Genomic DNA, 21465 nt, shown 5'->3' with positions numbered 1-21465 from the left:
GTCAGAACCCTTGTGCACTTGCCGAAACCAATGCCGACTCGCTGGCAGACTGACGTACGATATTCGCCGTCAGCTTGCCATTCGACATCACCAAAATACGGTCCGATACTGCCATAATCTCTTTCAGATCCGAGGTGGAAAACAGCACGCCGATGCCCTGTTCGGACAGCCCGACCATCATTTCAAATACGTCGGCTTTGGCTCCGACATCGATGCCCCGCGTCGGCTCGTCCAGCAGCAACACCTTGGGGCTGGTGAGCAACGAACGACCAATCACCACTTTTTGCTGATTGCCGCCGCTGAGCGCCTGAATTTCGACCTCGGGCGAAGAGACTTTGATCGCCAGTTGCCCAATCGTACTGGCAACCACCTCCTGTTCCTGCCTCTGGAAGATCGCCATACCGTATTTCAGCCGTCGCCACAGGCTGGCGATAGTGAGATTGGAGGCCACCGATGACAGCGGAAAGATGCCGGTTTTTTTACGATCTTCCGGCACCAGACTCATGCCCATACGAATGCGCTGCGCGGTAGAAAGCCGTGAATTAACCGGTTTGCTATCGAGATAAATCCTGCCCAGATAGTCATTCTGAATACCCAGCAGACACTCGAACAGTTCGGTGCGTCCCGCCCCCATCAGTCCGTAAATGCCGACAATTTCCCCTTCACGCACCATCAGCGAGACATCATTGACCACCTGATGCCCGGCATCATTGAGGCAGGTAAGGTGCTCCGCTTCCAGCACGGGCGCACCAAACGTTCTGCCTGGGTGCAAAAAACTGGTGACAGGGTCACCGCCGAGCATTTCCCGCACGATCCACGGCACGTCGATGTCGCTGACGGCCGCCTCCGCCTGAAAACACCCGTCGCGCAGGATGGTGATGTAGTCACCAATCGCCATCAACTCTTCCAGTCGGTGTGAAATGTAGATAATGGAAACATTCTGACGAGTCAGTTCGCGGATCACGCGAAACAGAATCTCGACCTCCGTTTTGCTCAGCGCGGAGGTAGGTTCGTCCAGAATCAGAATGTCGGCTTGATCCGCCAGCGCCTTGGCGATTTCCACCAACTGCTGCTGGCCGACTTTCAGGCTGGCGACTTCGGTGCGCGGTGAAATAGCCTGATCGAGACGCGCCATCAGCTCCGCCGCAATCCGCTCCTGCTCCTGATAATCAATAGGTGCAACGCCCTTTTGCAACTCCCGTCCCAGAAAGATGTTCTCCGCCACGCTCAGGTTCTCGGACAGGTTAAGTTCCTGATGCACCATGCCGATACCTTTTGCCGCCGCATCACGCGTATCCGCGATGCGTACCGCTTCGCCATTCAACAGAATTTGCCCGGATGTCGGCTGCTGCACGCCGGCCAGAATCTTCATCAACGTCGATTTACCCGCCCCGTTTTCACCAATAATCACGTTGACCTTGCCGCGATACACGTTGTAGTCGACGTTATCCAGCGCTTTGGTGCCGGGAAACAGCATGGTAATGCCACGGGTCGCCATCACTATTTCGGGGCGGCTCACCGCGTTTGATTGCAGAGAAGCGTCTGGTTTTTCCATTATTGCGCTCCTCCACCGCTCGTTTCGGTCAGGTTTAACGTCATCGGTACCGCATCGCTGATGCTCTGTTTCGTTATCACCAGTGCAGCCAGAACATTGACAGGTTTACCCTGCACGCCTGCCTCCAGCGCCGGCAACGACGAGATCGCTTTGTTATTCAGCGCACGCGCCAGTTGGGCGAACTGCACCTGATTTTTGAAATCCTCAAAGCGGATAAACCCAGCCGCATCACGAATGGCATTACCTTTGACGATCGGCCCAAGTTGAAGCGTGACAGCGTCACCTTGCACATCAAGCATCAATTTCCCTTCGCGACTTTCCCGATCAATCCCGCGGACCGTGCCATGAAGCCGTGCATAGACGGCTTTACGCGCTGAATCCTCCAGTGCCGCCTGCGCTTGCTTCACTTCATCCCAGGACAACGCCTGCTGCTGCGCAGCTGGGAGCAACGTTGGCTGCCACAGCGCCGTCGCAATATTCTCTGGCGTCATGGTGCTATAGCCCGGTGTGGAGGCTGGATCGACCGGAATGATCGGTTTACCGTTTTCATCCAGATCGACCACCGTACAGGCCGACAGCAGCAAGGCACCGATCCCAACCCAGCAGGCACGGTATCGTTCATCGAACAGCATAACGACTCCTTTATCAGCAGGAGCTGACGCTCCTGTCGCCTTAATTACGGTTTCAACGCAAAGGTGTTGAGTTTGGTCGCATTAGATTCATCGATCAGAATGCAGTCCATCAGCTGTTTCTCTTCATGCTGCGCTTTGCCGTTTTTCAGGTAGTAATCCGCCTGTTCGACCGCCATTTGCGCCTGCTGCCAGCCGGGTTGTAGCACCGTGGCTTTGATATTGCCTTTATTGATGATGGAGTCGCGCACGTAGTCGCTGCCGTCAAAACCCACCACAATCACGTCGTGACGCCCTGCAGCTTTCAGCGCCGCTTCCGCCCCCAACGCCATCGTGTCGTTGCCGGAAATCACACCGGTAATATCCGGATTTGCCTGCAAGATGGCTTCCATGCGAGTAAAGGCTTCCGTCTGGCTCCAGTTCGCCGTTTGTCTGGCGACGCGCTTCATGTCGCTATATTGATCGATCACATCGTGGTAGCCCTGCGAACGGACGTGTGCATTGGTGTCTGACTCGCGGCCAATCAGCTCGACGTATTTGCCTTTCTGCCCCATCAGCTCGACAAATTTCTCCGCACCGAGCTGCGCACCCTGATAGTTATTGGAAACGATCTGCGCCACGGCCACGCCAGTTTCATTGATTTCACGATCGATCAGGAAAGCGGGAATACCGGCGGCTTTCGCTTTTTTCAGCGGGCCAATGGTGGAATCTGCGCCTGCATTATCCAGAATGATGGCCTTTGCTTTGCGGGCAATCGCGGTCTCAATCAGCTGGTTTTGTTTGCTGACATCATCGTCATGCGATGCCACCAGCGTGGTGTAACCCAGTTCGATCGCTTTGGTTCTGGCGCCTTCGGCTTCCGCTTTAAAGAATGGGTTGTCGTGTGAAGGGGTAATAATGGCAATCAACCCGTTATCTGCGGCGAACGCACCGGCAGAGAAGGAAAACATGATAGCCAGCAGAGAGGATTTCAGACGGTAAGGTTTCATTGTTATTCTCCTGTTTGAATATATATTCAATATTGAATTAACATTCAAATGAAGTTTTACAACCAACCGAAAAATTGTCCAACAGCAAAAACAGGAATAGCGAGGCAGCTCACAAATTGTTTACATTTTGTGCGAGGCGATAATGGTGAAAACGGAGAAGAAACAGGAGAGAAAAAAGCGGATGACTGATGCCATCCGCAGGATACGCGCTACAGGGGATTATCTATGGGGTACGACTGACTACAGGAACGATAATTCGAGTGCTATGAGGATTTATTGTCGGCGGCATCCTCCTCCGCCTGTTCTTTGATTTCTTCATACTGGAGCGAGAGTGGCCCGCACCAGCGCTGTGCCAGCCAACTAGCTACCACCACCAGCAGCCAGCTAATTAACGTCGCCACCACCAAATCCTGCGGCCAATGCATGCCGAGCACCAGGCGACTCCCCATGACCCCGTTGGCCCAGAGCATCAGGATCACCACCGTTTTATAATGTCGGCGCGCCCACAGTAGCCCAACGCCCAACAGCGCCCAGGTTGCGGCAAACATGGTGTGCCCGGAGGGAAAAGCAAATCCAGTTTCAAACTGCCAATGGTTGCGCAGCCATTGTGGAATCTGCGTTTGGTCCTGCAACTGCGTTTTCACCAGTTCCGAACGTTCCTTACGCGGGAGTGAATAGAAATAGCTGTCGTCCACCTGATGGTTTTGTTCCAGCCAGACCACATAGGGCCGAGATTCCTGCACCCATTCTTTAATCGCCGATTTGATACCCTGTCCAATCAGTACGGTAATCGCCATGATGACCAACAGACCGAGCGCTGGCTTCAGACGAAAACGCAGGCACCAGAGAAACCAGAGACTCAGCACAATGCTGGTCAGAATGCCCCACGGCGACGTCACCGTTTCTGTAATCCAGAAGAGTACGCGTAACCAGAGCCCGTTATACTCCGGTTGCCACTGCCAACCGCTCATCCAGATAATCATTGGCATAATCAGTAATAGTGCGGCACCAATGGTTGTTCGCTTGGCAATTTCGTACATAATTTCTTCCCATAATTCAGCATGATGCTTTGCAACAAAACTTTCACAATTCTATCAGAAAATCCGACACGAACTGTCAGTATGGCGTAAAATAGCGCTCAGTTCTGTCAACGAACCTGAAACCAGATGGCAGTCTGGTCACGTTATAATTCAATTTTTGTGATGTTCTTAGACAGGCTTTTTTGCTGGTCAAGCGCGATGGGTCGCAGTAGGATTCGTCTCAGCATTTTTTTGGACACAGCTTTTTGGATACAGCATTTTTGGAGGAAAGTATGCAACTAAAACGGGTGGCGGAAGCCAAGTTACCCACCCCGTGGGGCGATTTCCTGATGGTCGGTTTCGAAGAGATCGCCACAGGTCACGATCACCTCGCTTTGGTTTATGGTGATATTTCCGGTTCAGTTCCCGTACTTGCCCGTGTGCATTCCGAATGTCTGACAGGGGATGCATTATTTAGTCTGCGCTGTGACTGTGGTTTCCAGCTTGAGGCCGCATTGGGCCATATCGCCGAAGAAGGTCGCGGCGTGCTGTTATACCACCGCCAGGAAGGCCGAAATATCGGGTTACTGAATAAAATCCGTGCCTATGCGTTGCAGGATCTGGGCGCTGATACGGTAGAGGCCAATCATCAGCTTGGGTTTGCCGCCGATGAGCGTGATTTCACGCTGTGCGCCGACATGTTCAAACTGTTGGGTGTTGATGAAGTTCGCCTGCTGACCAATAATCCGCAGAAAGTGAAAATCCTCAACGAAGCCGGGATCAATATCGTCGAACGCGTGCCATTAATCGTCGGACGCAACCCGAAGAATGAGAACTATCTGGCAACCAAAGCTGCCAAAATGGGGCACATGCTGGATATGAAATAACGATCCCGCTTCGCGTCAGAATCGTTTCTTTAAATGACAACAGCCGGTTTCTCACCGGCTGTTTTATTGAGATTAGTGCTTTAGGATGTACATATCTTGCGTGTAATAATCGCCGCGCACATTCGGCGAAAAACCACCAACATACGTCTTAACCATCTGTGGCTGAACATAATAGTAGATAGGCAACAATGGAATAGTGTTATCTAAAATATCCGAAGCCTGTTGATAAATAGCCTCTTTCTCCTGCTTATCCTTGACCGTCAGCGCCTTTTTCAGCAACGCATCATACTGGGCATTACTGAATTTACCGTTGTTGTTACTGTCATTGGTTTCCAACGTATTCAGGAACGTACTGGCTTCATTGTAATCCCCTGTCCAGGATTGTCTGACCACTTCAAAATCCCCCGTACGTACGGTATCCAGCATGGTTTTCCATTCCTGATTTTGCAGCGTCACTTCTGAACCAAGATTTTTCTTCCACATTGAACTCGCGGCGATCGCCACACGTAAATGTGATTCAGAGGTGTTGTAAAGCAGGTTGAATTTCAGCGGATGTTTTTCATCGAATCCGGCCTCTTTCAACAGTTTTTTCGCTTCGTCATTGCGCTGTTGCTGTGTCCAACTTGCCCATAGAGGATCCTTACGCTGGAAGCCCCCGATATTTTTAGGAATCAAACTGTAAGCAGGCGTCTGTCCCATCCCCAATACATTATTTGCGATGATGTCTTTATCTAAGCTGAGGTCCAGAGCACGACGGACACGAGGATCGTCAAAAGGAGCCTTTTTCGTATTGAAGCGATAGAAGTAGGTACCGATCTGCGGTGCCACCTTCACTTCCTGCGGGTATTCTTTTTTCAGTGATGCGAACTGAATCGGTGATAAAAGCCCCGTAATGTCAATTTCGCCCGATTTATAACGATTTAATTCCGCCGCTTGCGAGCTGATCGGCAGGTACGTCACTTTGTTAATCACCGTATGCGCGTTATCCCAATACTGGCTATTGCGCTTGCCGACAATGCGTTCGTTAACCACCCACTCGCTCAGCGTGTAGGGACCGCTGCTGACAAAATTACCGACCTGCGTCCAGTTTTCTGGATGTTTTTCAATCACCGCTTTCGGTAATGGCACCAGTACATGGTAAGCCGACATTTCCAGAAAATACGAAAGTGGATGCTCCAGCGTAACTTCAACGGTATGACTATCCAGTGCCTTGATACCCAAGGTGTCTGGCGCTTTCTTACCCGCCATAATATCCGCCGCATTCTTCACGTACATGCTAGCGACATAGCTGCCGTAAGGTGACAGCGTTTTCGGATCGCCAAGGCGTCGCCAGCTGTAAACCACATCGTCAGCGGTAATCGGTGAACCATCGGACCATTTGGCATCAGGCCGCAGGTGGAACGTCCACACCGTGTTGTCTTTATTATCCCAGCGCTCAGCCAGTCGCGGCTGGATAACACCATCATCACCGACACGCACCAGATTATCGAAGAAATCATTGATAATGTGGCCTTCTACATCGCTTTCCACCTTGTGCGGATCCAACGAGGCAGGCTCAGAACCATTGCCGCGCACTAACTCTTGCTTATCCGCCAGCACCGCGCCGGCAGGAACCTGAGCTGCAAAAGCCGATGTCGCCCCCGCCGTACACAGCGTGAGAAACAGCAGCGAGTGTTTGAAACGTTTTTTGATCAACTCATTCATGTAACCTCCTGTTATATCCCCGTCATTCTTAGCAGCATTCACGCTGTATTCGGGGCATGGCTGGGCAATAGTTTTTACTTATTCCCCATGTAGTTAGCGTCACTACAACCTAACCACAATTCACCTGAGGATTCGAGCATTTAATGTGGGAAAACGTGCGCCGGTGCAGAGGAAAAAGTGCACCAGCGCGACAGGACTAAACGGGAGTGGCGTTACAGCATATTGCGGATAACGTAATGTAGGATACCGTCGTTCTGGTAGTAGGTCAGTTCGTTACGGGTGTCGATGCGGCAGCGGGTGCTGATTGCCTGCGTGTTACCGCTGGCATCCGTGATGTTGACCTCAACCGTAGCACCCGGTGTTAGCTGATTTAATCCCGTAATCGAAATCTGCTCGTCTCCGGTGAGCTGTAGCGTCTTACGCGTCACCCCTTCAGGAAATTCCAGCGGTAGAATCCCCATCCCGATCAGGTTGGAGCGGTGAATACGCTCGAACGATTCGGCAATCACCACGCGAACCCCCAGCAAACGCGGGCCTTTCGCTGCCCAGTCGCGGCTAGAGCCTGAACCGTATTCTTTCCCCGCAAACAGCGCCAGCGGGACATTGTCGTCCTTGTAGCGCATCGCCGCGTCATAGATCGTCATCTCATTCTGCGACGGGATGTGGCGGGTATAGCCACCCTCTTTACCCGGCACCATCTCATTACGGATACGGATATTGGCGAATGTCCCGCGCATCATCACTTCATGGTTACCGCGTCGTGAACCGTAAGAGTTGAACTCCGCAGTTTCGACGCCGCGCTCCAGCAAATATTTCCCAGCCGGACTATCGCGTTTGATATTGCCTGCCGGTGAGATATGGTCGGTGGTAACCGAATCCCCCAGCATCGCCAGAATACGCGCCTTGTGGATATCCTGAACCGGTTCAGGTTCTTTCCCCATATCCAGGAAGAAAGGCGTCTGGCGAATATAAGTCGACTCTTCCGGCCATTGATAGGTGGGATTGTCATCGACCTCAATGTCCTGCCACTCCTGTGTTCCTTCAAACACCGCCGCATACTGTTTATGGAACATACCCGCGCTGACGTTCAATACCGCGTCTGCCACCGCTTTGGTCGACGGCCAGATATCTTTCAGGTAGACGGCTTTCCCGTCACGATCTTCCCCCAATGGTTCTTGCGTCAGATCGACGTTCATATTCCCCGCCAGCGCATACGCGACGACCAGTGGCGGTGACGCCAGCCAGTTCGTCTTCACCAGCGGATGAATACGGCCTTCAAAGTTACGGTTGCCTGACAGCACCGCGCCAACCGTCAGATCGCCGGCTTTTATCGCGGCTTCAATCGCATCCGGCAGCGGCCCGGAGTTACCGATACAGGTAGTACAGCCGTAACCCACCAGGTTGAATCCCAACGCATCAAGGTACGTCGTTAATCCCGCTTTGGCATAGTAATCGGTTACGACCCGTGAACCGGGCGCCAGCGAGGTTTTCACCCACGGCTTGGTTTTCAGGCCGCGTTCTACGGCGTTTTTTGCCAACAGCCCGGCCGTCATCAGCACGCTCGGATTCGAAGTATTGGTACAGGAGGTGATCGCAGCAATCACGACAGCCCCCTGCTGTAAACGGTGCGTTTCGCCTTCCAGCGTGAATTCTTCATAGTCAGAACGGTTCTTCACCGTGCTGACATCCAGCTCCCGACTGGCTTTGAAAGCCTCCGGTACCCCCGCTAAAGGCACACGATCTTGCGGACGTTTCGGCCCCGCCAGACTGGTTTCCACCGTCGCCAAATCCAGCGCGAGCTGGCTGGTAAATACCGGTTCATCCCCGGTATTACGCCACAGCCCTTGCTGCTTACTGTAAGCTTCCACCAGCGCAATCTGTTCTTCCGCACGGTTGGTCAACCGCATGTAGTCCAGCGTGATTTGGTCGATAGGAAAGAAGCCACAGGTCGCACCGTATTCCGGTGCCATGTTGGCGATGGTTGCACGATCCGCCAGCGGCAGCGAATCCAGTCCATCACCGTAAAACTCCACAAACTTGCCGACCACGCCGTGTTTACGCAACATCTGCGTGACCGTCAGGACCAGATCGGTTGCCGTGATCCCTTCGCGCATCTTGCCGCTTAGCTTGACGCCAACCACATCAGGGATCAGCATCGAAACAGGCTGCCCCAGCATCGCCGCTTCGGCCTCTATCCCGCCGACGCCCCAGCCGAGCACGCCCAAACCGTTAATCATCGTGGTGTGTGAATCGGTTCCCACCAGCGTATCGGGATAGGCAAACTGTTTGCCGCCCTGCTTTTCATACCAGATGGCCTTAGCCAGATACTCCAGATTCACCTGATGGCAAATTCCGGTTCCCGGCGGCACAACGCTAAAGTGGCTAAAGGCATTTTGCCCCCAGCGCAGAAATTCATAACGTTCACGGTTACGCGCCATTTCCAACTGTGTGTTATCCGTCAGCGCCTGACGATCGCCGAAGTGGTCAACCGTCACCGAGTGGTCGATAACCAGATCGACCGGCGACAGCGGGTTAACCTTATTCACATCGCCGCCTAGCCGTTTCACCGCCGCTCGCATCGCCGCCAGATCGACCACGGCGGGCACGCCGGTAAAATCCTGCATTAATACACGCGCGGGACGATAAGCGATTTCCCGGTCAACATGGCCTGTCTTCAGCCAGTCCACGACGGCCTGAAGATCGTCCTGCTCTACTGTGTCGCCGTCCTGATGGCGTAGTAAATTCTCCAGCAGCACTTTGAGTGATTTCGGCAATTTATCGATGTTGCCGAGCGTTTTCGCCGCCTTTGGCAGGCTGTAGTAATGGTAAATCTGCTGTTGTACCGTCAGTGTGTCCAGACAAGTGTCGCGAAGGTGTGATGACATGCTTCCTCCCAAATTAACTTGCTATTCGTTATTCTGCATCGGGCGATTAATGAATAACCAGCCTGAGCTTGCGGTCTTATTTAAAGATAACACAAACAAAAAATAACGTTTTTGCAACAACACGATATGAATGCAGCAATAGCCGCTAACTATTGAAAAGCAGCAGCGCGGAACAAGCGCAAAGAGGAAAGTGAAAATGGTAGAAAACAGTGGTAAGGGTGGCGTGGAGAGGATAGCGAAGGCAAAAAAGAAAGACGGCTCGGATGCCGTCTTTCTCTGCGTATTAACCTGAACTGGATTTAGACATTCCCGGTTGCCATCACAGGGGCTTCTTCCTCGGAATGCTCATGCTCGGGTTCTTCCAGATCGTGGTTGCGTTCCAGCTTGGCAACAACCGCGGTCGCCATGCCGTTACCAATCACATTGGTCGCCGTGCGGCCCATATCCAGAAACTGGTCGATACCAATAATCAGTAAAATGCCGGCTTCGGGTAAGCTGAACATCGGCAATGTCGCCGCCACCACCACCACCGCCGCACGTGCTACGCCCGCCATACCTTTACTGGTAATCATCAACGTCAGCAGAATCAGCGTCTGCTGCGTCAAACTGAGGTGAATATTGTAAGCCTGCGCGATAAACAGAATGGCAAACGCCTGATATATCATGGAGCCGACAAGGTTAAAGGAATACCCCAATGGGAGTACAAAGCTGGTGATTTTTTTAGGAACGCCGAACTCGCTCAGCGCTTCCATTGTTTTTGGATAGGCCGCTTCGCTGCTGGCGGTGGCAAAAGCCAGCATACTGGGTTCACGCAACAGTTTGATCAACCCCCAGGTTGCTTTCTTGCCGAGGAACAGCGCACCGGCACCGAACATAAGCCCCCATAGCAGCGCCAACCCAAGGTAAAACTCACCGATGACCTTGCCAAAGTCGAGCAGAAGCCCCAGACCTTCGGTCGTAATAGAAGACGCCAGCGAGGAAAATACGGCCAAAGGCGCTAATCGCATGACATAGTCCGTCACCCGAAACATCACTTTCGCCAGTTCCTCGACCATCGATTCCATGGTAACCGCATGCTTGTTTTGGCCTTTCACAAAAGCCAGTGCAGAACCAAAAAACATCGAGAACACCAGGATCTGCAATATTTCATTATTCGCCATCGCCTCGACGATGCTGCGTGGAAATATATGGGCAATGAAGCTTTTCAGCGTAAATCCACCGGTACTTACGCCAGTATCTACCGCTATTGGCGTACTGGGAATGGCGAGGTTCATGCCAACACCGGGCTCGAAGATATTTGCCAATAACATGCCAATAAAAAGGGAAACCATTGAAGAACAAATAAACCACACCATAGCCTTCAGGCCTATTCGGCCGACGGAAGAAGAATTCCCCATACTGGCAAGACCAGATACCAATGTGGCGAATACCAATGGTGCAATAATCATCTTTATCAGACGAAGAAAAACATCGGTCACTAAATTAAAGTAGGAGACGACTTCTTTAGCTTGCTGCTCAGTTAATAAAGAATGACAAATCCCGCCAACAATAATTCCGAGAACAATAGCCAAGGCGATAAAAAACAATAAGCTGTTCTTTTTCATAGTAACCTCATGGTAATAAATAGCACCAGACAATACGCATTATTAGTAAGAATTCACCGTTCGATACATCATCGCAATCACCTTACAGTTCATCCTGTTCTTGGTCGTAATATTGTCTGTATCTTGATACAAGAATAACTGGGAATGTTATTGACTCTTCATCATTAATAGAAACATTTCAACAACGCGAGGGGATAATTGGAAACCTCATGACTCGCTAATTTCACGCTCTTTTCACGAAAATCATTCAACATAGCTACTCCTCTTTTGTTACATGCAACAAATAAAGGGGTAATTTAATCGGCATGACAATAAACGACGTCCCTTCATACCCCCTCCTATTTTCATTTTTAAATATCCATGAGGCACTCGCCTTGGGGAAATAACTTAAATTGACGGTACCATGAAAAATACGAAACCTGTCACTAATGAAATTTTTCTTATCAACAGATTTAGTAATAATTAATTAACATCTATAAGTCATGCGCAGAAAAACATCACTCATGCCGCTGATTTAACCGCATGTGCTTCAAAAACCCACTGTGCCATTTTATTTAGCGCGTTCCCTGCGTTATCGCCTCTTCACCCTGCCTGTCGCGATCAGGCTCACCCTGAAGCCCCCTAACAAACCGTAACGCAGGTGAATCTTCCCCAGCCAAAGATGGCATACGTCACGTGCGGCACGGCTTTACTCACCTTCGTGCCAAAACCAGCAAGACGGCCTCGAAATGACGTATAAAAATTTGACGTTGCACCGTCAAAATCGCCCAAATTTCATGCAATAATCATACATAAGGAGTATTTTGCAAGAGGCCTCACACTCTCCCGTTACGTTTTGTTGTAAAAAAACGACATGTAGCTATTCAACAATCATCAGCGCATGTGTTGATGGAAAAATAATAATAGAAAGGGGTTTTCATGAAACTGTTTTATCAAGCTGAAAGCAGTTCTCTTTTTACACACATCGTTTTGATCGAATCCAAACTGGAGTTCAAGCTGGAGAAGGTTAATCTGCGCACGAAAAAAACAGAGCGTGGAACCGACTATACGTTCATCAACCCAAAAGGGATGGTGCCAGCGTTAGAGCTAGATGATGGTTCTATCCTGACGGAGGGTGTCGCCATCGCTGAGTACATTGCCGATCTGGTTCCGCACTGTAACCTTATCGCCCCCACCGGCAGCATGGCGCGCTACCATACTCTCGAATGGCTGAATTACATTTCTGCTGAACTGCACAAAACGTTTACACCGATCTTCCGTCCTGGTACGCCGGAGACGTATAAAGAGCTGCTAATGGAATATTTGCAGGTCAAATTCCGTTATATCAATTTGGTGTTAAGTGAGCAGAATTATTTAGTCGCCAACCGTTTCAGTATCGCCGATGCGTATCTGTTTACCGTGATGCGCTGGGCACAGTCGCTAAAACTGGATATGTTCCGCTACCCTGCGCTGGCGGCTTACCTCGACCATATTGCCGAACGTCCTTCCGTCGCGACCGCGCTTAAGGTTGAAAGGTTGAAAGGTTGAAAGGTTGAAAGGATAACACGCCATAACGCCCCGACATTCGGGGCGTTATACGTTTTACGACAGACGAACCGCCTGGAAATGATGACGCGGATTGGCAATCCCATCCTGAGCGGCAACCAGTTGCAGCTCATATTCATTCATCTCTTTCGTCACCAGCATGACTTCATAAACAGCCGCCGTGGTGTGCTCCAGCGCTTTATCCAACGCCACGCCTTTAAGCAAGTTCACCAGCAGTAATCCACTGGTTAAATCGCCCACGCCGACAGGTTGACGCTCAAATTCCACCAGCGGTCGGCTGATATGCCAGGCATCCGTCGGCGTAACCAACAGCATTTCAAAACTGTCTTCACGCGCGGCGGCTCGGCTAAGGTGCTTAACCAGAACGATTTTTGGTCCTTTTTCACACAAGGCGCGCGCGGTTGCCACAGCTTCCGCCACGTTATGCACGGTACGGCCACCCAGCAGTTCCAGTTCAGGCAGGTTCGGCGCGATAATATCGGCCGCTAGCAGCGACTGCTGACAATGAAAATCAGACACGCCGGGCGCGACGATGCAGCCTTTCTCTGGCGTACCCATCACCGGATCGCAGAAGTACAGCGCATCAGGATTAGCCGCTTTTACCTGCCGCACAATCCCCAGAATATGTTCACCTTGCTCCGCTGAACCGATATAACCGCTCAGTACAGCATTACAGGTCTTCAGTTTGTCAATATTCGCAATCCCCTGCACCACTTCGGTCAGGTGGCTGGCAGGCATCACACACCCCGTCCAGTGGCCGTATTGGGTATGATTCGAGAATTGCACCGTATTCAACGGCCAAACGTTTGCGCCCATCCGACGCATCGGAAACTCTGCCGCGCTGTTACCGGCATGACCAAAAACGACATGGGATTGGATGGAAAGTATATTTTTCATTAGATACGACTCAAATCCTTGCCAGCGCCTGCGCGCCTCAACTTACAAGAAGAAAGGGAGCTGGCGCTCCCTTATCGGTAATGCTTATGCTTTCCAGCAGATCAGGCAGTAGTGCTTTTTACCACGGCGCAGTAAGGTATAGCGATCAAACAGACGGTCAGGCGCGCTGAAGGTGTATTCAGGATCGGCCTGTTTTTCGCCGTTAATGGTTACCGCATTCGAGGAGATCATCGTACGAGCCTGACCGCGTGACGGCACCAGTTCGGCACTCACCAACGCCTGTTGCAAATCGGCGCCGTTTTCCAGTTCGATAATCGGCATACCATCCTGCGCCAGTTGGGCAAAATCGTCCTGCGTCATATCCTGCAACGCGCCAGAGAACAGACTTTGTGTAATACGACGAGCGGCTTCCAGACCCGCTTCGCCATGCACCATACGGGTCACTTCTTCTGCCAGCACATACTGCGCACGCGGAGCCTTACCGCTGTTTTTGTCTTCTTCTTCCAGCGCGTCGATGTCTTCGAGGCTCATGAATGTGAAGAATTTCAGGAAACGGTACACATCGGCATCTGCCGTGTTGATCCAGAATTGGTAGAATTTGTAAGGGCTGGTCTTGCTGGCATCCAACCAGATCGCGCCGCCTTCCGTTTTACCGAATTTCGTCCCATCCGATTTGGTGATCAATGGCACGGTCAAACCGTAAACCTGTTTCTGGTTCATACGGCGTGTCAAATCGATGCCGGACGTGATGTTGCCCCACTGGTCAGAACCACCAATTTGCAGCTCGACGTCATGCTGCTTGTTCAGCGAGGCAAAGTCATATCCCTGCAACAGGTTGTAAGAAAACTCGGTGAAGGAAATGCCCACGTCATCACGGTTTAAACGCTGTTTGACGGCTTCTTTGTTAATCATCTGATTAACGGAGAAATGTTTGCCGATGTCACGCAGGAAATCCAGCACGTTCATACCGCCAAACCAATCGTAGTTATTGGCTGCAATCGCGCTGTTTTTGCCGCAGTCAAAATCCAGGAATGGAGAAACCTGACGACGGATTTTCTCTACCCATTCACCCACGGTGTCGGCCGTGTTCAGCTTACGTTCTGTCGCTTTAAAACTTGGGTCACCGATCAGCCCCGTGGCGCCGCCTACCAGTGCCACCGGTTTGTGGCCAGCCAGTTGGAAGCGTTTCAGGCAAAGCAGTGGCACCAGATGCCCCAAATGCAAGCTGTCAGCGGTGGGATCAAAGCCGCAATACAGTGCAATTGGCCCTTGCGCCAGCCGCTCTGCTAACGCACCCTCATCCGTCACCTGGGCAATCAAGCCCCGCTCTTGCAATTGTTTAATCAGGTTACTACTCGCCATCGATAACTCCATTTTTATAAAAAACAGGCTGTTACGTCCCTTCTTTGGGTGACGCACAACGCCGTGAGAAATGCGCAGCATACCTGCCTGCCGCCGCATGATGATTTCGCTGTCGCATTACCTTACGCAATAGGCTACGAACGCCATATCGCCGCGCAATGCCCAGTCAACGCGAAACTTCATAGAATAAAGTGCTGATGATAGGAGCGCCAGCGTTTAACACGGATATTTCGCGATTAAGGCGCTAAACGATTAATCTGCCAGCCTTCTTCCTGTCGCTGGTAGAAAAATCGATCGTGCAAGCGGTGTTCTCCGCCCTGCCAAAATTCGACAGAATCGATAACGACGCGGAAGCCTCCCCAGAAGCTCGGCAAAGGCACCTCGCCATTCTGGAATTTTTGCTTCAATTCCAAAAATTTGCTTTCCAACACACCGCGCGCTGAAATCCGGCTGGACTGCTTGGATACCCACGCGCCAATCTGACTGTCTTTCGGGCGACTGTGGAAATATTTCAGCACCTCAAGCGTGGGGAGCTTCTCTACGCGACCCAGAACCATCACCTGTCGTTCCAACATATGCCAAGGGAACAATAGGCTGATACGTGGGTTGTTTTCCAGATGACGGGCTTTGCGACTACCCATATTGGTATAAAACACCATGCCTTTCTCGTCATAGTGCTTAAGCAGAACGATGCGCTGGTAAGGTTGCCCGTGCTCATCAACGGTCGCGACGGACATTGCGGTAGGATCGGCCAGTTTCGCGTCACAGGCCTGCTTCAGCCAGCGTTCAAATAAATCCAGCGGGTTAGCGGGAAGATCGCTACGACGAAGCCCACCACGCGTGTATTCACGGCGGATGTCGGCAATATCGGCGGATTGAAGAAGAGGAGTACTGTCAGAGGGCGTGCGTTCCTGAGTCATAATATCCTGCTGTCGCAATGTCGGGCCAGAAGCGGGCGAAAATCCCATTTTGCTCCCGTACCCGAAAAATCGCAATCAGCAGTAACACCGCAACCGTGCGGCGTAGTTACATCGGTGCCAGTATGCAGTCATCCACGATAACCCGTTCACCACGTTGGATAAATGCACGATCGCCTTTGCTCCAGAATGTGTAGGTGCCATTGCTGTATCTGACGCCAGAAGCGGACACCACCTGAGGGAGAGCGAGACGTTCGCCATCTAGCAGGAAACTCACCTGCGAAGGCGTTTCACCGCCCTGCTGTAGTGTCACCGTGAGCGGCATGGTGCCGCATTGATAATGCAGCGTTTCAACCGTTTGTTTATGACCGAAATAGCTGCATCCGCTCAGCAGAATCAGCGCTGTCCCTGTCAGCAATCGTTTCATTTTTTTCTCCTGTCATTCTTGTCGATGGCGGCAACTGACACGGCCGCATACTGAAGTTTAACAAGAGGATAAACATGAACCTCTCGGCAAAATCCGATTAATCCGCGTTGACCGGATAAATCGCGCCTAATACCGTTTCCTGACTCGCTCCCGTGACGGAAGGCAGATTGCCAGACAGTCCCGACAGCGTGCGTGAAGCTAGCCAGGCAAATGCCAGCGCTTCCATGTCATCACCGCTTACGCCACATTCATCCGTCGTGCTGACTTCGATGCCCGGCAGCAAAGCCGAGAGACGCGTCATGATGAGCGGATTACGCGCTCCACCGCCACAAACCAGTAAACGTTCACATCCGCCGACCAACAGCACCTGTTCGGCGATGCTCATCGCGGTTAACTCAACCAGCGTTGCCTGAACATCCTGCGGTGCCATCGGCGGCAGGCCAGCCAGCATTCTCTCCAGCCAGCTCAGGTTGAAATACTCGCGTCCAGTGCTTTTGGGCGCCCGTAACGCAAAATACGGGTCGGTCAACATCCGACGAAGCAACAGCGGATTCACTTGCCCGCTCATCGCCCACATGGCGTCTTTATCATACGGTTGTGCACAATGCCGCCAAATCCAGGCATCCAGCAGCATATTTCCGGGACCGGTATCGTAACCGCGCACGGGCGCACCCGGCACCAACAGCGACAGATTGGCGATACCTCCAATATTGAGCACGATACGCCGTTCGACAGGATGTAGCAGCAACGCATGGTGGAACGATGGCACCAGCGGTGCACCTTGACCACCGTAAGCCAAATCGCGGCGGCGAAAATCTCCCACGGTGGTAATACCCGTCAATGCGGCGACACGGTTATTATCACCGATCTGCAACGTGCAGGGCGCATCGCCCGTGGGCTCATGCCAGACCGTCTGCCCGTGACAGCCAATCGCCGTAATATCCTGAGCTCTCAACTCCGTTTCTTTAAGCAGCGTCAGCACCGCTTCGGCAAACAAGATCCCCAGACGCGTATCCAACTGCCCCAGCGCCGACAGTGTCACCGCCTGCCCCTGACACATCCCCAGGATCGCCATTTTGATGTCCTGCGGTATCGGGTGACAGTAGCTGGCCTGCTGAGCAACCGTATGTTCGTCAATCGCGGCTAGCACAACATCCACACCATCCAGACTGGTGCCGGACATTACGCCAATATATCTGCCTGATCTCATTATGTAGCCTTTGCCCCTGTGGGATAAAAAGAGAACACCGATAACAACCGTTATATCGAGAATAAAAGTAGCACGTTAACACGCTGAATTATTAAATTTTTTGCGTTTTTGCCACACGGGCTAGGTTTTAACCAAATGTGGGTTTTTGATAATATTTGCTACAAAAAAAACCACTTCTCGTGCTATTTACTTCTCTGTTTATACGAAATTTAAGCGCACTATTATATTCTGAAAAAAAGAGTAAAAAGAGTGGCATGCTACACTGAGCCAGACCATAATTTATTGGTATAACACTGCGTCGGCCGCGGCTGTGCCAGCCCGACATATTCGCGATTAAGGAGTTTGAATTATGATGAAGCGTTTACTTGTGGTTACCCTTGCAGGTATCACGCTGGCTGGTTGTGCTAATACCAGTACGCTTTCAGGTGATGTTTACAGTGCATCCGAAGCTAAACAGGTACAGACCGTTACCTACGGTACGATTGTTTCTACGCGCCCGGTTCAGATTCAGGCGGGAGAAGATTCTAACGTGATCGGCGCACTGGGTGGTGCCGTATTGGGTGGTTTCCTGGGTAACACTATCGGCGGCGGTTCCGGTCGTAGTCTGGCAACAGCAGCTGGCGCAGTCGCCGGCGGTGTAGCGGGTCAAAGCGCCACAGGTGCACTGAACCGCACGCAAGGTGTAGAACTGGAAATTCGTCGTGATGACGGTAGTACCATTATGGTGGTACAGAAACAAGGCGATACGAAATTCAGCGCAGGTCAACGCGTTGCTATGGCCAGCAATGGCCGCAGTATCACCGTTTCTCCACGCTGATGCTGTGTGACGCTCGCCACTGTCTGTGGCGAGCGTCACAACGAATAATCAACTCCCGGAATAAACAACCAATAACAGATACCGGTAATATTGCCGGGATTTAATTCTCCCTCTGCGTAACCCAAATTTAGCTACGCTTGATTTTCATGTAATGCCAATATATTTTTCTCAAGGCGCGCAACCAGCAGCGCTAATTCATCAACCTGCTCCGGCGTAATTCCAAATAATACTTCATTACGTGTATGGCTAATTACGCCATTGACTGCCTGTATAATCGGCTCTGCTGATTCGGTCAGCATAATACGTTTTGCCCGACGATCGTGCGCACAAACGTGGCGAGTGATTAACCCTTTTTCCTCAAGCTGATCCAATGTTCGGACTAACGAGGGTTGCTCAATACCTATCGCTTTGGCCAGCTGAATCTGCGACTGACCAGGGGGTAGATGGTATATGTTATGCAGCGTAACCCAATGCGTCTGGGTCAGTTCAAGTGGTTTTAATCGATGATCGACCAGCGCACGCCACACGCGCACCAGACGGGCTAAATCAGATCCTAATGGCAATTCCATCACCTCTCCTTATTGTTAGCACGCTAAGTTATATCCCTGGATTGCAATCAACTCTGATTTATAAAATAAGAAACGACTTTATTGTTGTAAAAATAGAACCATCGTGAAATGGATTCTATCAAATAAAAGTCTTCTAAAAATGATCTCAGGCTTATTTTATTCAATCGAACGCTCCTGCGTTGCTTAAACAAAATTTCACGTAAATAGATCATCTAAGACAAGATGACTTAAAACAACGATGGCTGACGGGATTCTGCTGGCGTATCGGTTTTCTCTGAACGCTGTGAGCGTTTCATTCTCTGCCGACACAAACGCAGCACATCCTGTTTCTGCGCATCACTCATTTGGCCCCAACTAAAGCGTTCATTACGACTGCGAAAGCAACCGCGACAATACCCGCCTTCATCCGCCTGACAAATACCACGGCATGGATTAGGGACAACAAAGAGTTCAAGTTGCTCTGGCACAACACCTCCTGCTACAACTCTATTTATTGAAGCCCTGTTCTTTACCGCTGGCAAGCCAAAACAGACAGTCATAATGAAAATAATTAGATAACCATTGTAATAACTGACGATTTTTTTACACGTCAAGCGATCTAAAAGTGCTCCAACGCGCTATTTGCCCCTCCTGTTAGTACGTTTTAACACAAACCTCACCATCGTGTCGCATTTTTAGCATCATCCCAACAGCTTGGACTCGACAGAGCCACAACGCTATACTTCCCTTTTGTTGCACTTTTTAACGAGGACACTATGCGTTTACTTCACACCATGCTGCGTGTTGGCGATTTACAACGTTCTATCGATTTCTATACTCAGGTTCTGGGAATGCGCGTGCTGCGCACCAGCGAAAATACCGAATACAAATACACGCTGGCTTTCGTCGGTTATACCGAAGAGAGCGAAGGTGCGGTTATTGAACTGACCTACAACTGGGGCGTCGACAGTTATGATCTGGGCAACGCCTATGGTCACATCGCACTGGGCGTCGACGATGTTGCCGCAACCTGTGAGCGTATCCGCAAAGCAGGTGGCAATGTCACGCGCGAAGCCGGTCCGGTCAAAGGCGGCACCACCGTCATCGCGTTCATTGAAGATCCAGACGGTTATAAAATCGAATTGATCGAAAATGCCCACGCGGGTAACGGCATCGGCCACTAATATCTCGCTTTATACAGGTGCTGCAGCAGCACCTGTTCTCCCCCCTTCTTCTGCCATCACCGTCGTTTGAACGGCAACGGCATGCTGCATCTCCGGCCAAAATTTGCAATAATGCGCGCTGCGTTTTGCTAACAATTAAGAGACAAATGGCTGATAAAAGTGATCTGAACGCCCTGAGCGGTCGTTTTCGTGGGTTTTACCCGGTAGTGATTGATGTTGAAACTGCCGGATTCAATGCGAAAACCGATGCCTTGCTGGAAGTTGCGGCGGTAACATTAAAAATGGATCAAGACGGTTGGTTGCAGCCAGATGAAACGCTACATTTTCATGTTGAGCCATTCGAAGGCGCGATCCTCGAACCCGCCGCGCTAGCATTTAACGGTATTGACCCCACAAACCCGCTACGCGGTGCAGTGAGCGAATATGATGCACTGCATGAAATTTTCAAAGTCGTGCGAAAAGGGATCAAGGAGCAAAACTGTAATCGTGCCATTATCGTGGCGCATAACGCCACATTCGATCATAGTTTCATGATGGCAGCAGCGGAGCGCTGTAGCCTGAAACGTAACCCGTTCCACCCTTTCGCTACCTTCGATACCGCGGCACTCAGCGGGTTGGTGTTAGGCCAAACCGTACTAGCTAAGGCCTGTATTACCGCAGGGATTGCGTTTGACTCCAGTCAGGCACACTCCGCGCTGTATGACACCAACCAGACGGCATTACTGTTCTGCGAGTTGGTTAATCGCTGGAAACGCCTGGGCGGCTGGCCGATTGCGCTGGAAGAAAATTCGCTGGAAGACGTATCAGCCGAAGACTGAAAAAATGGGAAATCCAGAGAACAAAAAACGGGTGCCATGAGGCACCCGCTGGAAGAGGATTTACGCTCGCATCGTAACAACATTACGCATCGTCATTACGCCAAAAGAAAGTATTACTCTTGATCGGCCTGCTGCGATTTGTATTTGTCTGCCGTTTCTTTGATCAGCGGTTGCAGTTCGCCACGCTGAAACATTTCAACCACGATATCACAACCGCCAATCAACTCACCATCAACCCACAGCTGCGGGAATGTCGGCCAGTTCGCGTACTTCGGAAGCTCAGCGCGGATATCCGGGTTCTGTAAAATATCAACATACGCAAAACGCTCGCCACATGCAGACAACGCCTGAACGGTCTGTGCGGAAAAACCACAGCTTGGCAATTTCGGGGAGCCTTTCATGTACAGCAAAATCGGGTTTTCAGCAATTTGGCGCTGAATTTTTTCAATTGTCGGTGTCGTCATCTTC

General features: G+C 51.2%; 20 protein-coding genes. 5 read left to right on the top strand and 15 right to left on the bottom strand.

Features of this window, described 5'->3' with window-relative positions; all coding sequences use genetic code 11:
* Position 1: 1 nt before the first annotated feature.
* From AB8809_RS10440 to pgpB, 4 genes are all read right to left on the bottom strand, one after another.
* Complete coding sequence (locus AB8809_RS10440) at positions 2–1477, bottom strand: sugar ABC transporter ATP-binding protein (protein ID WP_349856263.1); 1476 nt, start codon at positions 1475–1477, stop codon at positions 2–4.
* Positions 1478–1554: 77 nt separating this feature from the next.
* Entirely contained in the window at positions 1555–2187 is a 633-nt protein-coding gene (locus AB8809_RS10435) for a DUF2291 domain-containing protein (protein WP_349856044.1), read from the bottom strand.
* 44 nt (positions 2188–2231) lie between these two features.
* Positions 2232–3173, bottom strand: a complete 942-nt coding sequence (locus tag AB8809_RS10430) for a D-ribose ABC transporter substrate-binding protein (RefSeq protein ID WP_349856045.1) — start codon at positions 3171–3173, stop codon at positions 2232–2234.
* Positions 3174–3436: 263 nt separating this feature from the next.
* A complete protein-coding gene (pgpB, locus tag AB8809_RS10425; protein WP_320704091.1) occupies positions 3437–4213 on the bottom strand; it encodes a phosphatidylglycerophosphatase B in 777 nt (258 codons plus the stop codon).
* Positions 4214–4485: 272 nt separating this feature from the next.
* On the opposite strand from pgpB, the gene ribA reads away from it, so the two are divergent.
* Positions 4486–5079: a GTP cyclohydrolase II gene (ribA, locus tag AB8809_RS10420; RefSeq protein ID WP_107167579.1), complete on the top strand. Its 594-nt coding sequence runs from the start codon at positions 4486–4488 to the stop codon at positions 5077–5079.
* Between the two features lie 72 nt (positions 5080–5151).
* Here ribA and AB8809_RS10415 read toward each other — a convergent pair whose 3' ends face one another.
* The 3 genes from AB8809_RS10415 to AB8809_RS10405 all read right to left on the bottom strand — a co-directional run bounded on the left by AB8809_RS10415 (position 5152) and on the right by AB8809_RS10405 (position 11272).
* Positions 5152–6783 carry an ABC transporter substrate-binding protein gene (locus AB8809_RS10415; RefSeq protein WP_320704089.1) on the bottom strand — a complete coding sequence of 544 codons (1632 nt, stop codon included), beginning with the start codon at positions 6781–6783 and terminating at the stop codon, positions 5152–5154.
* 212 nt (positions 6784–6995) lie between these two features.
* On the bottom strand, positions 6996–9668 hold the full coding sequence (acnA, locus tag AB8809_RS10410) for an aconitate hydratase AcnA (RefSeq protein WP_349856046.1): 2673 nt from the start codon (positions 9666–9668) through the stop codon (positions 6996–6998).
* Positions 9669–9967: 299 nt separating this feature from the next.
* Positions 9968–11272 (bottom strand): dicarboxylate/amino acid:cation symporter, encoded by a 1305-nt coding sequence (locus AB8809_RS10405; protein WP_015840587.1) that lies wholly within the window; start codon positions 11270–11272, stop codon positions 9968–9970.
* Between the two features lie 918 nt (positions 11273–12190).
* Here AB8809_RS10405 and gstA point away from each other — a divergent pair.
* Positions 12191–12799 (top strand): glutathione transferase GstA, encoded by a 609-nt coding sequence (gene gstA / locus AB8809_RS10400; RefSeq protein WP_015840588.1) that lies wholly within the window; start codon positions 12191–12193, stop codon positions 12797–12799.
* Positions 12800–12853: 54 nt separating this feature from the next.
* Here gstA and pdxY read toward each other — a convergent pair whose 3' ends face one another.
* The 5 genes from pdxY to anmK form a co-directional block, all read right to left on the bottom strand.
* Entirely contained in the window at positions 12854–13714 is an 861-nt protein-coding gene (gene pdxY / locus AB8809_RS10395) for a pyridoxal kinase PdxY (RefSeq protein WP_015840589.1), read from the bottom strand.
* An 84-nt stretch (positions 13715–13798) separates the two neighbouring features.
* The gene (tyrS, locus tag AB8809_RS10390) at positions 13799–15076 is read right to left on the bottom strand and encodes a tyrosine--tRNA ligase (protein ID WP_349856047.1); all 1278 of its coding nucleotides are present in this window, start codon (positions 15074–15076) and stop codon (positions 13799–13801) included.
* A gap of 236 nt (positions 15077–15312) precedes the next feature.
* A complete protein-coding gene (gene pdxH / locus AB8809_RS10385) occupies positions 15313–15996 on the bottom strand; it encodes a pyridoxamine 5'-phosphate oxidase (protein ID WP_349856264.1) in 684 nt (227 codons plus the stop codon).
* 106 nt (positions 15997–16102) lie between these two features.
* Positions 16103–16420, bottom strand: coding sequence for an MliC family protein (locus AB8809_RS10380; protein ID WP_336710137.1), 318 nt, complete (start codon positions 16418–16420; stop codon positions 16103–16105).
* Between the two features lie 97 nt (positions 16421–16517).
* On the bottom strand, positions 16518–17630 hold the full coding sequence (gene anmK, locus AB8809_RS10375) for an anhydro-N-acetylmuramic acid kinase (protein WP_015840593.1): 1113 nt from the start codon (positions 17628–17630) through the stop codon (positions 16518–16520).
* 349 nt (positions 17631–17979) lie between these two features.
* Between anmK and AB8809_RS10370 the strand changes: the two genes are divergently transcribed.
* Complete coding sequence (locus AB8809_RS10370; protein WP_015840594.1) at positions 17980–18447, top strand: glycine zipper 2TM domain-containing protein; 468 nt, start codon at positions 17980–17982, stop codon at positions 18445–18447.
* Positions 18448–18578: 131 nt separating this feature from the next.
* Here AB8809_RS10370 and slyA read toward each other — a convergent pair whose 3' ends face one another.
* Together slyA and AB8809_RS10360 are read right to left on the bottom strand one after the other, a co-directional pair.
* Positions 18579–19016, bottom strand: coding sequence for a transcriptional regulator SlyA (slyA, locus tag AB8809_RS10365; RefSeq protein ID WP_015840595.1), 438 nt, complete (start codon positions 19014–19016; stop codon positions 18579–18581).
* Positions 19017–19243: 227 nt separating this feature from the next.
* Entirely contained in the window at positions 19244–19483 is a 240-nt protein-coding gene (locus AB8809_RS10360; RefSeq protein WP_015840596.1) for a DUF1289 domain-containing protein, read from the bottom strand.
* A 288-nt stretch (positions 19484–19771) separates the two neighbouring features.
* Here AB8809_RS10360 and gloA point away from each other — a divergent pair, with 288 nt between their 5' ends.
* Entirely contained in the window at positions 19772–20179 is a 408-nt protein-coding gene (gene gloA, locus AB8809_RS10355; protein ID WP_180742737.1) for a lactoylglutathione lyase, read from the top strand.
* 146 nt (positions 20180–20325) lie between these two features.
* Positions 20326–20997, top strand: coding sequence for a ribonuclease T (rnt, locus tag AB8809_RS10350; protein ID WP_015840598.1), 672 nt, complete (start codon positions 20326–20328; stop codon positions 20995–20997).
* Between the two features lie 113 nt (positions 20998–21110).
* Here rnt and AB8809_RS10345 read toward each other — a convergent pair whose 3' ends face one another.
* Positions 21111–21461: a Grx4 family monothiol glutaredoxin gene (locus AB8809_RS10345; RefSeq protein ID WP_015840599.1), complete on the bottom strand. Its 351-nt coding sequence runs from the start codon at positions 21459–21461 to the stop codon at positions 21111–21113.
* Between the last annotated feature and the right edge of the window lie 4 nt (positions 21462–21465).

The organism is Pectobacterium aroidearum, assembly GCF_041228105.1.
GTDB classification, from domain to species: domain Bacteria; phylum Pseudomonadota; class Gammaproteobacteria; order Enterobacterales; family Enterobacteriaceae; genus Pectobacterium; species Pectobacterium aroidearum.
This window is presented reverse-complemented; position numbering and strand designations above follow the sequence as displayed.

Bases quoted from the DNA above. Each gene is read 5' to 3' on its own strand.
- gstA (WP_015840588.1), top strand. From the start codon at position 12,191: ATGAAACTGTTTTATCAAGCTGAAAGCAGTTCTCTTTTTACACACATC.
- acnA (WP_349856046.1), bottom strand. From the start codon at position 9,668: ATGTCATCACACCTTCGCGACACTTGTCTGGACACACTGACGGTACAA.
- AB8809_RS10440 (WP_349856263.1), bottom strand. From the start codon at position 1,477: ATGCTGTTTCCCGGCACCAAAGCGCTGGATAACGTCGACTACAACGTG.
- AB8809_RS10370 (WP_015840594.1), top strand. From the start codon at position 17,980: ATGATGAAGCGTTTACTTGTGGTTACCCTTGCAGGTATCACGCTGGCT.
- AB8809_RS10405 (WP_015840587.1), bottom strand. From the start codon at position 11,272: ATGAAAAAGAACAGCTTATTGTTTTTTATCGCCTTGGCTATTGTTCTC.
- anmK (WP_015840593.1), bottom strand. From the start codon at position 17,630: ATGAGATCAGGCAGATATATTGGCGTAATGTCCGGCACCAGTCTGGAT.
- pdxY (WP_015840589.1), bottom strand. From the start codon at position 13,714: ATGAAAAATATACTTTCCATCCAATCCCATGTCGTTTTTGGTCATGCC.
- slyA (WP_015840595.1), bottom strand. From the start codon at position 19,016: ATGGAATTGCCATTAGGATCTGATTTAGCCCGTCTGGTGCGCGTGTGG.
- AB8809_RS10345 (WP_015840599.1), bottom strand. From the start codon at position 21,461: ATGACGACACCGACAATTGAAAAAATTCAGCGCCAAATTGCTGAAAAC.
- AB8809_RS10380 (WP_336710137.1), bottom strand. From the start codon at position 16,420: ATGAAACGATTGCTGACAGGGACAGCGCTGATTCTGCTGAGCGGATGC.
- AB8809_RS10430 (WP_349856045.1), bottom strand. From the start codon at position 3,173: ATGAAACCTTACCGTCTGAAATCCTCTCTGCTGGCTATCATGTTTTCC.
- ribA (WP_107167579.1), top strand. From the start codon at position 4,486: ATGCAACTAAAACGGGTGGCGGAAGCCAAGTTACCCACCCCGTGGGGC.
- pdxH (WP_349856264.1), bottom strand. From the start codon at position 15,996: ATGACTCAGGAACGCACGCCCTCTGACAGTACTCCTCTTCTTCAATCC.
- AB8809_RS10435 (WP_349856044.1), bottom strand. From the start codon at position 2,187: ATGCTGTTCGATGAACGATACCGTGCCTGCTGGGTTGGGATCGGTGCC.
- tyrS (WP_349856047.1), bottom strand. From the start codon at position 15,076: ATGGCGAGTAGTAACCTGATTAAACAATTGCAAGAGCGGGGCTTGATT.
- gloA (WP_180742737.1), top strand. From the start codon at position 19,772: ATGCGTTTACTTCACACCATGCTGCGTGTTGGCGATTTACAACGTTCT.
- rnt (WP_015840598.1), top strand. From the start codon at position 20,326: ATGGCTGATAAAAGTGATCTGAACGCCCTGAGCGGTCGTTTTCGTGGG.
- pgpB (WP_320704091.1), bottom strand. From the start codon at position 4,213: ATGTACGAAATTGCCAAGCGAACAACCATTGGTGCCGCACTATTACTG.
- AB8809_RS10415 (WP_320704089.1), bottom strand. From the start codon at position 6,783: ATGAATGAGTTGATCAAAAAACGTTTCAAACACTCGCTGCTGTTTCTC.